This is a genomic window from Sphingobacterium sp. BIGb0165 (genome assembly GCF_024810095.1).
Lineage (GTDB): Bacteria > Bacteroidota > Bacteroidia > Sphingobacteriales > Sphingobacteriaceae > Sphingobacterium > Sphingobacterium detergens.
In genome coordinates this window covers 356,813-369,786 of sequence record NZ_JANUEB010000007.1, presented here as the reverse complement: position 1 = coordinate 369,786, position 12,974 = coordinate 356,813, and the positions used below count along the sequence as shown (strand labels likewise).

General features: G+C 40.8%; 10 protein-coding genes. 7 read left to right on the top strand and 3 right to left on the bottom strand.

Annotated elements, in window-relative coordinates; all coding sequences use genetic code 11:
* The first annotated feature begins 6 nt into the window (after positions 1–6).
* From M2408_RS18140 to M2408_RS18110, 7 genes are all read left to right on the top strand, one after another.
* Positions 7–3,369 (top strand): TonB-dependent receptor, encoded by a 3,363-nt coding sequence (locus M2408_RS18140; protein ID WP_259184467.1) that lies wholly within the window; start codon positions 7–9, stop codon positions 3,367–3,369.
* A gap of 41 nt (positions 3,370–3,410) precedes the next feature.
* Positions 3,411–4,934, top strand: a complete 1,524-nt coding sequence (locus M2408_RS18135; protein ID WP_259184465.1) for a RagB/SusD family nutrient uptake outer membrane protein — start codon at positions 3,411–3,413, stop codon at positions 4,932–4,934.
* A 5-nt stretch (positions 4,935–4,939) separates the two neighbouring features.
* Positions 4,940–5,215: a lysine exporter LysO family protein gene (locus M2408_RS18130; protein ID WP_259184463.1), complete on the top strand. Its 276-nt coding sequence runs from the start codon at positions 4,940–4,942 to the stop codon at positions 5,213–5,215.
* Positions 5,205–5,807, top strand: a complete 603-nt coding sequence (locus tag M2408_RS18125) for a lysine exporter LysO family protein (RefSeq protein WP_259184460.1) — start codon at positions 5,205–5,207, stop codon at positions 5,805–5,807. The genes M2408_RS18130 and M2408_RS18125 overlap by 11 nt, the downstream gene beginning before the upstream one ends.
* Positions 5,804–7,714 carry an MGH1-like glycoside hydrolase domain-containing protein gene (locus M2408_RS18120; protein ID WP_259184449.1) on the top strand — a complete coding sequence of 637 codons (1,911 nt, stop codon included), beginning with the start codon at positions 5,804–5,806 and terminating at the stop codon, positions 7,712–7,714. The genes M2408_RS18125 and M2408_RS18120 overlap by 4 nt, the downstream gene beginning before the upstream one ends.
* A 213-nt stretch (positions 7,715–7,927) precedes the next feature.
* Positions 7,928–8,488, top strand: a complete 561-nt coding sequence (locus M2408_RS18115) for a CopD family protein (protein WP_259184442.1) — start codon at positions 7,928–7,930, stop codon at positions 8,486–8,488.
* A gap of 56 nt (positions 8,489–8,544) precedes the next feature.
* A complete protein-coding gene (locus M2408_RS18110) occupies positions 8,545–9,351 on the top strand; it encodes a DUF4476 domain-containing protein (protein WP_259184440.1) in 807 nt (268 codons plus the stop codon).
* A 154-nt stretch (positions 9,352–9,505) separates the two neighbouring features.
* Here the strand turns inward: M2408_RS18110 and M2408_RS18105 are convergent, their stop codons facing one another.
* The 3 genes from M2408_RS18105 to M2408_RS18100 all read right to left on the bottom strand — a co-directional run bounded on the left by M2408_RS18105 (position 9,506) and on the right by M2408_RS18100 (position 12,969).
* Complete coding sequence (locus M2408_RS18105) at positions 9,506–10,936, bottom strand: NAD-dependent succinate-semialdehyde dehydrogenase (protein WP_259184439.1); 1,431 nt, start codon at positions 10,934–10,936, stop codon at positions 9,506–9,508.
* Between the two features lie 168 nt (positions 10,937–11,104).
* Complete coding sequence (locus tag M2408_RS26385; RefSeq protein ID WP_409049494.1) at positions 11,105–11,494, bottom strand: thiol-disulfide oxidoreductase DCC family protein; 390 nt, start codon at positions 11,492–11,494, stop codon at positions 11,105–11,107.
* Between the two features lie 260 nt (positions 11,495–11,754).
* On the bottom strand, positions 11,755–12,969 hold the full coding sequence (locus tag M2408_RS18100) for a bifunctional 3,4-dihydroxy-2-butanone-4-phosphate synthase/GTP cyclohydrolase II (protein ID WP_120262235.1): 1,215 nt from the start codon (positions 12,967–12,969) through the stop codon (positions 11,755–11,757).
* Between the last annotated feature and the right edge of the window lie 5 nt (positions 12,970–12,974).

The window sequence follows — 12,974 nt, the reverse complement described above, 5'->3', positions numbered from 1 at the left end:
AAAATTATGAAAAAGAAACCTATTCTGATGAGTCTTTTACTCCTCAGCCAGACCTTCTTTGCTGTAAACGCTCAGCAGATATCAGGCAAAAAGGAGTCTTCAAATCTTAAGTCACTTATCGAGATTGTTGAAAAGAAGTATGGCTATTCATTTATGTTCAGTAATTCGGATGTAGATGTCAAGACACCACTTTTCTATGATAGTCAGGCCAGCAGCTTGGAAGCTCTGTTGAAAGATGCGTTACAAGAGAGCTCGATTACATATGACATTACGGGGAAACGGATTTTATTAAAACGTAAGGTTGCAAATAAACAGCAAACGGGGCAAGTAAAAGGAACTGTTGTAAATGAAAAAGGTGAGCCATTACCGGGTGTGAGTATACATGCTTCGGGTAGTGGAAAAACTGTCGCTACAGATCTTTCAGGCACTTTTTCTCTAGAAGTGAACGCGAAGGACTTACTTCAGGTTAGCTATGTAGGTTACCAAAACCAACAAATTAATGTACAAGCAGGGAAAGATGTTGATATCACCTTAACTAGTGGAAATAGAGAACTTGAGGAAGTCGTTGTGATTGGATATGGTACTTTAAAGAAGTCTGATGTCACGGGTGCAATAGCAAGTATTAGCACAAAAGATCTGGCGAAACGTGCAACAACAAACCCTGCTGAGGCATTACAAGGGGTGGCAGCTGGTGTCAATGTGCAAAAAAATAGCGGTATTGCTGGGGCGGGAGTTCAGGTCAAGATCCGTGGGGTCAATACCTTCGGCAGTAATGAACCACTGTATATCATAGATGGTTTCCCAGGTACAATCAGTAATGTCAACCCCAATGATATTGAGAGCATGGAGGTACTCAAAGATGGTGCCGCTGCCGCAATATATGGTTCTGTGGCTGCCAATGGTGTTGTTATCGTCACAACGAAAGCGGGTAAAGCTGGAAAAATTCTTGTAGACATCAATAGCTTTACAAATGTAACAGAAACATCTAATCGACTAAAAGTACTCGATGCTGACGGTTATGTAAAAGTGCACCGTCAAATGTATGACGAATACAATAAGTATGCTACGACGCCAGTCAAACTCCCCGACTATATCAACAAGCCAGGTACCAATAATACCGATTGGCAAGAGGAGGTGTTCCGTACAGGACTTTCTACAGCGAATAGCGTCGCTATCAGAGGCGGACAAGACAATACCCGCTATTCCCTGTCCGCGAACTTAAGTAATGACAAAGGTGTTGTTATCGCGAACGATTTCAAAAAGGAAAACGTTCGTATGAAATTGGGGACCAAGAAGAATATCTTCACCGTAGAAGGGAATATGGCCTATACAAATTCCAAATACCATGGACCTAATTTTAGTCTCAAAGAAGCCTATATGATTTCACCTTTGGTACCGGTATATGACTCCGCGGAAAAAGGTGGTTTTGGTTTGACAAATTGGGGTGGTATTCCCAATAATGTCAATGTGATTGCCGACGAACATTATAAAACAAGCTGGACAAAAAAGCAGGATTTCGCCGGAAATGCTTTTGTTAGTGTAGATATCATGAAAGGCTTAACCTTTAAAACAAGTTATGCCTTTAACGCGATCAATACACAAAATTATTACCATTATCCTCCATTCGCCTCAGATGAAAAGAATCCGTATGAATTTCCTTTTTATTGGGAGGGACGCAGCTATTGGCAGGAACAGGTCTTTGATAATCTCCTGAACTATAAAACAGAATTTGGAAAACATAGCTTAAACGCGCTTTTGGGTAGTTCGTTGAATATGCAAGAATCCAATTGGAATAATGTAGGTGTTGAAGGAAAGAAGATCGTATACTCGGTTGAGAATGGTAAACTGATGAGCAAGGAAAGTGCTGAGGGATTTTTGGATCCCAATTTTATGACGATCAGTTCGGGACAAGGTGGAACATTCTCCGCAGATGGTTCTAAATATGACTATAACCGCATGTCTATCTTTGGTCGTGTCAATTACTCTTATGCCGATCGTTACCTCGTACAGTTAACCTTACGCCGTGATGGTTCATCCAAATTTGGAAAGGATAGCCGATATGGGAGTTTTCCTTCAATAGCATTGGGCTGGAAAGTCGATGAGGAATCATTCTTCCCGAAAGAATCCTTCGTATCTAATCTGAAATTAAGGGGAAGCTGGGGAAAACTCGGGAATGAGGTCGCTTTGGGGTACTACGACCACCAGGCGCTGATCAGTACCTACAATAATTTGTACATGGGATATGTGCGCGGAAGTGGCAATCCTTGGCCAGGTAGTATTGCAATGGGGCTTGAGAATCGACTGTTGAGCTGGGAGACCACAGAGTCTAAAAACATAGGAGCAGACTTTGGTCTATTCAATAACGTATTAAAAGGTTCGGTAAATTACTTTATCAAGACCACCAATGACCTTTTGATCACTAAGAAAGTTGCTCCATCTGCGGGTTTGGAAGATCCGACATTAAATGTCGGAAAGATCCGAAACTCGGGTTTTGAGCTTGAACTCAAGTATGCAAATCGAAAAAATGAGTTTCAATACGATATCGGCTTAAATCTTTCAACCCTCAAAAATAAGGTCGTCAGCCTCGCTAATGAAGACCAGATTCTTTTGGGAAATGGTCTAAAATTCGATACCGAACATTTTCCGAATCAGACTCGTGTAGGATATCCGATTGGAGGATTCTTCCTTTACCAAACCGATGGTATCTTTCAGAGCATGGAGGAGGTGAACAAACATGTCAACAAGGAGGGTAAATTATTACAAGATAATGCCAAGCCGGGCGATATCCGTTTTGTCGATGTCGATGGTAATGGTGTGATTGATGATGAAGACAAGAAATACAGTGGTACAGGGATTCCTAAATTGGAAGTAGGTTTGAATCTTGGTGCTTCTTACAAAGGCTTTGATTTTTCGGCTTTGATCGGAAGCGGCTGGGGACATAAACTCTATAATGGGAATCGCTACTTTTTTGAAGCCATGAGTTCTGGATCCAACTTTTTGAGCAGTACGTTAAATGCATGGACAGAAAACAACCGGGATACCGATGTTCCACGTGCTGTATTACAAGATCCAAATGGAAACAGCCGTGAGTCCACACGTTTTTTGGAATCGGGTAACTTTATTAGACTACGTCAGCTGCAGATCGGGTATACTTTGCCTAAAAATCTGTTGCATGCGATCCGTTCAGAAAATCTACGGTTTTATATCAGTGGACAGAATATATATACCTGGACAAAATACAAGGGAATTGATCCTGAGTTTGCACCATCTGGAGTTAACAATAAATCCAGCGTGTTGAATACAGGGGTAGACCGTTATATTTTTCCATTTACCAAGTCCTATTCCTTTGGAGTTCAATTTACATTTTAAGACTTGGGTATTTATTGTATCATAATTAAAGAAACTAGAAGATGAAAAAGAATAGAACAAATTATAAATGGATTCTTTGTATCGCTTGTGCGCTAAGCACGACATTGTCCTGCAGCGATAAATTGGATTTAACATCACCAGACAAACTTACTTCAGATAACTTCTGGCGTAATGCCGAGGATGCTGAGTCTGGACTTTCTGCTGCCTATTCGCAGTTGGAAGCAGCAACGGATGTATGGGAATTTGCGGAGGTAAAATTTCCGGTCGAGGCTTATCGTGAAGATGCTTGTGAAATCGGTAGCGATGCATTGAACTATCAAACCTGGGTAGAACTCTATAATTTTACCTATACCAATGGTAACAGTCAGTTTACGGCTTATTGGAGTAAAGCATATCGCGGTATTTCTTATGCAAATCAGGTGATAGAGAAGACTGCACCGATTGAAATGGATGCAAATAAGAAAAACCAGATTATTGCCGAAGCAAAGTTCTTGCGCGCCTATTACCATTTAAAACTATTGCTCAACTGGGAGAAGATCGTTGTACGTGATCAATATATCACCAGTGAAGGAAAGATTAACAAGGCCTTATCTACACGTGATGAAGCGTGGGCTTTTATTATTGGGGATCTGGAGGCTGCGGTTGGCAATTTGCCTGTGAAACAGGAGGCTGCGAATGTTGGTCGAGCTACTAGAGGGGCGGCGAATGCTTATCTTGGCTACAGCTACTTAACATCAGCATATGAAAATACGGCCAAGAAAGAGGAACTTCTTGGAAAAGCTGAACAGGCCTTTAAAGCAGTATCAGGATATAACCTGGAAAAAGATTTCCTGTCTATGTTTGACGGTACCAATAAAAATAGTGCAGAATCTATTTTTGAGCTTCAATTTACTGATAATACCGCAAATGGTGCGAGTTACCGCACAGCACTGCATAAGTGGATCGCTGTAGGGGAGTTGGGCGGTTGGGATGAAATCTTACCAAGCAAGATGCTCTTAAACGAATTTAAAAAGGAGGGTAAGATCGCTACAACAGGACGTTATGACTCTCGTATGTACCAAACGGTGTTCTGTAATGATCCTTATTTTAATGATTTGAAGAATGGAGGAGTTTATGGCTTTACCTACGATGAAATATTTGGTGCCGGATCTGACCGGGCAAGTTTCAGAAAGTATTTACCACGAACAGCAGCCGATTTAGATAAGTCCCGCACAGCAGTCAATCTCCCATTGATGCGTTATGCTGATGTGTTGTTGTTATTGGCTGAAACCTTAAATGAACGTAATCGCCCTGCAGATGCCATCCCTTTGATCAATCAGGTACGCCAGCGGGCAGATATGCCGGCACTTCCTTTGAATTTGTCTGTTACGGAAGTCAAAAAACGTATCGAACATGAGCGTATCGTGGAGTTTGCCTTGGAAAATACCCGATTCTACGATATGAGAAGATGGGGGAAAGCGAAAGAAGCATTGCAAGCTATTGGTCGGAATAGTTTTGATCCTGCTAAACACAACTTTTACCCTGTTCCATTATTGGAGATTAAGTCAAATGATAAAATTAATTAAGGAGCATGTTTACCGTTTTTTTTGTCATGCTTTTAGGTGTAGGAATAGGGATAGGACTTCGGTCCTTTCCTATTCTTAAACATACAGGTATTCTTGTCCGATTGGTCATATTTGCCTTACTGTTTCTTTTGGGACGAGAGGTCGGACAAAATCCAAAAATAATAGACAATCTTGATACATTGGGGTTGCAAGCTATATTGATCACATTGGCCGGAGTCGCTGGAAGTGTTCTTTGCTCATGGTTCGTTTATCGTTTATTCTTTAGCAAACATGAAAAGTAGTTTGATCATTCTCGCATTTTTTATCGTGGGTGTTTTTGTCGGTTTCAAGGGAATTATTCCAGCCGAATTGTTGAAAGAAGAATGGAATACTTATGTCCTCTATGCATTGATGTTGTTGGTTGGGGTTACCATTGGTTATGATAGGGAACTCTTGATATCTCTACGAAAAGTTAATTTAAGCATCGTACTCGTCCCCTTGGCGACTATTGTTGGAACATTGTTAGGTACCTTCATCGTCAGTTTCTTTATCCGCGACTGGAATGCCGCTGAAAGCATGGCTGTAGGATCTGGATTTGGTTACTACTCTTTATCAAGTATTTTTATTACACAATATAAGGGTGTCACATTGGGAACTATAGCATTGATGTCGAATTTGATGCGTGAATTAATGGCGCTATTGATGGCCCCATTAGCTCGAAAATGGTTTGGCCCGCTAGCGCCGATTTCTGTTGCGGGCGCCACAAGTATGGATACTGCATTACCCATTATCACACAATACTCCGGCAAACAGTATGTTCTCGTTGCGATCATCCATGGTATACTGATTGACCTCAGTGTACCCTTTTTAGTTACTTTTTTTTGTTATTTATGAGAAATAAGATCGAAACCTTATGGGTTACAATTAGTTTTTGTTTGATTTTGATAGGATGCAATACGGTCAAGTCCCCTAAAATGGATGGCTATGGTGGATTGTTAAGGGTCGAGCAACAACCAGAAGGTTCAGCTCGTCGAACAAATCCATTTTATACCGATCGCGGCGCCTGGGTTGGATTTGGTATCCATGAAGATAAGAACGTGACCGGTTTTTGTGGACCCTATGATCTGGATGGGCGTGCCTGGTTAAGTAGTGCATTGCTGCAGATTGGAACAGCTCCGGCTGGAGAAAAAAATCTATTGAGCCGTGATAGCAGTTGTTATTATCCGGATCGCCTGTGGATGCGTTTGCGAGGAGAGGATAGGGAAGTTGAGCAAACTCTTAAACAGGTCTCATCAACAACAGCCATATTACATATTAAAAACAAATCATCAAAAGAACTATGGACCTATGGCAATCTCAATCAAGGGCAATGGACATTGGCAGGTAATACCCTATGGTCTAAACTTCCAAATGGAGAACTTCTTTTACTATCTTTTGAAGCTGGTGTGAAAGTAACTTTTGATCAGAGGAAATATCAAGCCTATTTAGAAAAAGCGGATACGGAGATTGTCATGACCCATTATGCCAACCCGATCACCTTAGAAAAGGCACTCGTAACGGCAAAAACAGCTGTTGAGCAAAGTAAGGCTTTAAGCATACAACATACAGCACGATGGGTGAATTATATCAGCTCAAATACTCGTCCGGAACTCTCCATGGAAGAACATCGCATTATGGTGAAAAGTATGATGACGCTGATGAGCAATTGGCGGAGTGCAAAAAAGGAATTAAAACATGATGGTGTTGTCCCTTCGCATGTAGCTGATTACTTTGTTGGATTTTGGGCCTGGGATTCATGGAAGCATGCCGTTGCATTGGCGCAGATAGATCCCGCTTTGGCGAAAGATCAGGTTCGCGCTATGTTTGACTTTCAAGATAGCGTCGGGATGATTGCCGATTGTATCTATACGGACCATCGCGAGAATAATTACCGTGATTCCAAACCGCCATTAGCTGCCTGGGCGGTAAATGCGATCTATGAAGCCGATCATGACCTATCGTTTGTACGGGAAATGTACGATAAACTGGTCTTGTACCATGAATGGTGGTTTCGCTACCGGGATCACAATAAAAATGGTATCTGTGAGTATGGTGCTACGGATGGAACATTGGAAGCCGCCAAGTGGGAAAGCGGTATGGACAACGCTATTCGGTACGATAGTACCCAGATGTTATTGAATGAAAAAGGTGCCTGGAGCATGGATCAGGAATCTGTGGAGCTCAGTGCTTATCTTGAGCTGGAACGAAAATATTTGATGCATTTTGCGGAATTGCTCGGAGTACCATTTCGGGGGAAAAAAGAATCATACCTTGCCATGGATTACTTCTTCAACCAGGAGCGCGGTTATTATTTTGATCGCAAACTGAATGGAGCGCTTATTCCATGTTTTGGTCCTGAAGGCTGGTCGCCATTGTGGACAGGTTTAGCTACTGTGCCACAAGCTGAAGCTGTGGTTCGTGTGATGCAGGATACGGCTAAATTTGCCTCCTTTGTACCTTTTCCTACTGCGGCTCTAGACAACGCCAAATTCATGGATAGAGGATACTGGCGCGGACCTATTTGGCTCGATCAAGTCTATTTCGCAATTGCTGGTTTAAGGAAATACGGTTATCAAAAGGAAGCCGATATGTATACCAAACAAGTCTTTGAGCGATTGGAGGGCTTATCTGGTCATGGACCAATTCATGAAAACTATGAAGCGCGCACAGGCAAAAGGCTCAAAGCACCACATTTTAGCTGGTCTGCAGCCCATTTATTTCTGTTATATAAAGAACTGAAAACTTCTCCACAAAAGAAATAGGTCAGTTGAAATAAGTGGAAATACCAACGCTTCATATCTGATAGGTTGTACTATCTATACCAGATTTGAAGCGTTGTTTATTTAACATGCATTATTGAAAATTAAAACTAAGTAGTCGGGATGGACTTTCGTCTTTTGTATACTTCATGTAAGATTTTTCTAATTAAAGCCTAGCTTTATTGATTGCCCCTAACTTTTCTTATTTTTGTACCCATGGTCTATTTATACGCAAAAGCAGTTCATATTATCTTTGTGGTTTGTTGGATGGCTGGTTTATTTTATATCGTTCGCTTATTCATTTACCATACCGAAGCTAAATCCAAATCTGCGGAAGAGTATGGGGTTTTGCATAAACAGTTTATACTGATGGAGAGTAAATTGTGGTGGATCATCACAACACCAGCCATGTACCTCACTATTCTGGCAGCTCTCGTCATGCTGTATATTAATCCGGGATTGTTGACCATGGGCTGGATGCATGTCAAGCTCACCTTTGTATTGGGACTGATCCTTTATCATTTTGCTTGCCAACGTATTATGTTTCAATTAAAAGGGGAATCATCGACTTGGTCCTCGACCAAATTGCGTCTTTGGAATGAACTGGCGACCGTCTTATTATTTGCTATCGTATTTACAGTCGTATTAAAATCTGCTCTCAATTGGATATTCGGTGTTCTGGGACTTTTAATACTGTCTATTTCCCTGATGATGGCTGTGAAACTCTACAAAAAAATCAGAAATAAGAACAATGCGGATAAAACGTTAAATTCTTAATTTTCTTAATCCTTTTCTATTCTCGTTAGTCGAACGATTATAAATTGAAAAGGAATATGTACAAGAGACTTTTGACTGTGATCATGTTGCTTGCTATCGCAACTGGAGGATTTGCCCAACGCTATAGACCTTACGGTGGAACATTAAATATCTATTCGGCCGATGTTCCCTTCTTTCTTTATATCAATAATGTTTTGTACAATAATAGGCCCTCGACTGATATTCGTGTGCCGAATTTGCAAAACCCGAGGTATAATCTCCGTATTGTATTTGCAAACAGACAGCAGAGAACACTGAGCGGAAGTGCTGTGCAGCTTGTCAATCGAGATGGTCAATACTTGGATGTTGTGTTTTCGGTAAGCAGCCGTGGCGGAAATAGAGGTATTGTTCTTGAATCGATGAATCCTGTTGGTCGCTATAATGATAATTATCGCAATGGCGACAACTATAATAATGGTGATTATAATGAAGACAGGTACGATCGGGGTCAACAACAAGACGAGCGATATGGTCGGTCTGAGAATGATAGAAGTAATAATCAACAAAATCAGGACGATCCGATCGACAATACTGGTTATCAGGATAAAAATGAAGCTAACCAATTGAATGATCTGCTCAATCAAAAAGAAAATGATCAGGACCGCTTGCAAGTGGCGGCTCAAGAGCTGAAAAATAGGCGATTTCGCAGTTCCGAAATCATAGATCTCATGGAACTATTTATCAGGGACGATAATAAATTAGCTTTTGCTAAATATGCCTATCCAAGCTGTATAGACAAAGAGAATTATGATAAAGTAGGCGATGCACTATCTTTTAGTTCCACTCGGGAAAAATTGACAGCATTTGTTAAAACGCAGCGTTAGTTACAGTTGAAATTTATCTTTTGGTTTCATTGCCAAGAAAGATTGGTTAAGAATAAGAATTACCTGTATAAATAGGCTATTTGTGTCATACCAACGATGGTTGTATAGTGCAAATAGCCTATTTCAGTTAAATGTAACCTCAGCTATATTGTATCTATTCCGCGAAACAGATATACTTCAATTCCATGTATTCATCGAGTCCATGTTTTGATCCTTCACGACCGACGCCAGATTGTTTTACCCCACCAAAAGGAGCTGCAGCATTCGATATTAATCCTGTGTTAACACCTACCATACCTGCCTCAAGTTGTTCCGCTACACGAAAGCAGCGATTGATATTGGTACTGTAGAAATAGGAGGCAAGGCCAAATTCGGTGTGATTGGCCATGGCTATACCATCTTCTTCTGTTTTGAAACTAAACAATGCGCAGACTGGGCCAAAAGTTTCTTCGTGAAATATCAGTGCCTCTTTAGGGATATTGGTAAGGACTGTAGGTTGGAAAAACAGACCTTTGATCACATGTCCACCAGCGGCCAATTCTGCCCCGTGATTCAAAGCATCTTGAACATGATGCTGTACTTTTTCTAAACCTTTGGCATTGATCAATGGCCCTACCTGAACACCTTTGTCGAGTCCATTGCCCACCTTTAATTGACCCACAGCATGGGCTAATTTTGTAGCGAATTCGTCGTAGACGTCTTCTTGGACTAAGAAGCGGTTGATAGAAACGCAAGTTTGTCCGGAGTTTCGGAATTTACCAGCAATAGCACCTTCTACTGCGGCGTCAATATCTGCGTCACTAAATACAAGGAATGGAGCATTTCCGCCGAGTTCCATGGAGACTTTCTTAATGTTTGAGGCTGATTGTTCGATCAATGTCCTACCGACCTCAGTAGAGCCTGTGAAAGAAAGTTTACGGACAAGATCATTTGTGGCAAGTTCCTTTCCGATACCAGCGCTGTCCCTTCCGGTAATGACATTAAAGACTCCTTTTGGCAGACCTGCTTCTTCGGCGAGTTTGACCAATGCGATTGCAGATAAAGGTGTTTGGGATGCGGGTTTGAGGACTACTGTACAGCCCGCTACAAGCGCCGGAGCGACCTTTCGGGTGATCATGGCCAAAGGGAAATTCCAGGGCGTAATTGCCGCAACGACCCCGACACCTTGTCGGATTGTCATCATTCTTACCCCTTTTTTCTGAGCGGGAATCGTTTCCCCATAGGCTCTCTTACCCTCCTCGGCAAACCATTCAACAAATGAATTCCCGTAATCTACTTCTACTTTCGACTCATTGAGCGGTTTTCCACTCTCAAGTGTCATAATTTCAGCAAGTAGGTCTTTATTTTGTTGAATGAGATTGTACCAATTGCGAACAATAAGACATCGTTCCGAAATTGTTGTATTTTTCCAGCTTTTCCAGGCTTTGTCAGCCGCTTGTATGGCTTTTGTACAATCTGTAACTTTCAGATCGGGTAATGCTGCAATTGTTTTTCCAGTGGCGGGGTTGACAACATCAAATGTGTTTTTTGATGTGATAAATTTTCCGTTTATATAGGCTCTGTCAATTAAAAGTGGATTTTTCATTGGAATCATTATTTTTTGTATTTTACAAGCCATTGCTGCTGTTTGTGACCTGTATTTATTTATTCTTGCTGATATATTACCTTGGATTATTTGGTACATCAGCTGCTTTTGGAACAATATTCTTCCGCCTATTGTTTCGCAAACAAGCAATTTTATGGGAAGCTTTGCTTAGACGAATTTTCTCCGTTGCTGTTCGTTGGGAACCGTACAATACTTATTTGTTCCAAACCATTTGTAGCGATTTTTTGCAAAATAGTCATAGCCCAAGTCCCGCCACTTTTTCGGTAGTATTTTGAGGAAATAGACGATTGAATAGGGAAGACCCAATGTTTTGCAGATATTCAATATGGCTTCGCTTTTGATATAAGTACCGCTAGGAGATATATAAACAATAGAATCTATATTTTTTGGAATAGTGTGTAAATTATTTTTAGCGAAGTCAGATTGTAAGGAACTAAATAGAAGCCTATTATTGGAGTCTATTTTCAATAGGATTTGGACAAAACGATTACAAACTAAGCAATCACCGTCAAAAAAGATGATATGTTTCCCTTGCATATTCATTAATATAAAGTTACTTCTATTTACTGAAAGAACTGCCATGAAAACATCACATCTTTTATAAAACCTTCATGCTTTCACGAACATCGACAGCAATGAAAATCTATTGAAGATTTTTTCTGGCCAATAAACGGAGCATAGTGAGTTCATTGATGCCCTAAGCGAAAAATACGAATCAATAAAAAATAGAAACTTTCATAAAAAAAGCGGTGTTTCTATGAAAAACACCGCTTCTGAAATATTCTTTTTGATCTTTATTACAAGTTCTTCATAATGGTATGTCCCATACGATCCCTTTTTGTTCGTAGATATTCCTCGTTGTAGGGGTTCGCGGTGATTTCAATAGGAACGTTTTCTACGATTTCCAGCCCATAGCCGACCAATCCTGCACGTTTTGTTGGGTTATTGGACATCAAACGCATTTTTGTTACCCCTAGATTTCTAAGGATTTGTGCACCAACACCATAGTCTCTCAAATCAGCTTTAAATCCAAGTTGGGCATTAGCATCAACGGTATCCAATCCATTCTCTTGTAATTTGTAAGCATGCAATTTATTGATCAGTCCAATACCACGGCCTTCCTGATTCATATAGACAATTACACCTTTTCCTTCGTTTTGGATCATCTCCATCGCTTTATGAAGCTGAGGTCCACAATCACAACGGCAAGATCCGAAAATATCACCGGTCACGCAGGAACTATGGACACGAACAAGAATAGGTTCATCTTCATTCCATTCACCTTTATAAAGGGCAAGATGTTGTTCACCCGTATCTTTTTGAGTAAAGGCTTTCATTTGAAAATCACCATATTGTGTGGGCATATTGACAGTCACCTCTTCAGTAATCAATGAATCGTGTTTTAAACGGTATTCAATAAGGTCCTCAATACTGATGATTTTTAAATCAAATTTTTTGGCTACTTCCATTAATTCTGGTAGTCTAGCCATTTCACCATCTTCTTTTAAGATCTCGACCAATACACCTGCTGGTTCAAAACCTGCCAAACGAGCAAGGTCAACAGTTGCTTCGGTATGTCCTGTTCGACGGAGTACACCACCATCTTTAGCAATCAATGGAAAGATATGACCAGGTCTACCCAACTCTTCGTAGTGAATATTTGGGTCTATCATTGCCTTGATCGTCTTTGAACGATCAGATGCAGAGATCCCTGTTGTACAACCGTATCCTTGTAAGTCAATAGAAACGGTGAAATTAGTTTCATAAACCGCTGTATTTTGCCCCACCATCAGGTCAAGATGCAAAGCATCCGCTCTCTCTTTGGTGATAGGAGCACATACCAAACCCCGACCATGGGTTGCCATAAAGTTGATAATTTCGGGAGTTGCGTTGCGGGCTGCGGTGATAAAATCACCTTCATTTTCACGATCTTCGTCATCTACGACGATAACTACTTTTCCCGCTTGTATATCAGCGATCGCTTCTTCGATCGTGTTTAATTTGAATTCCATTTAAT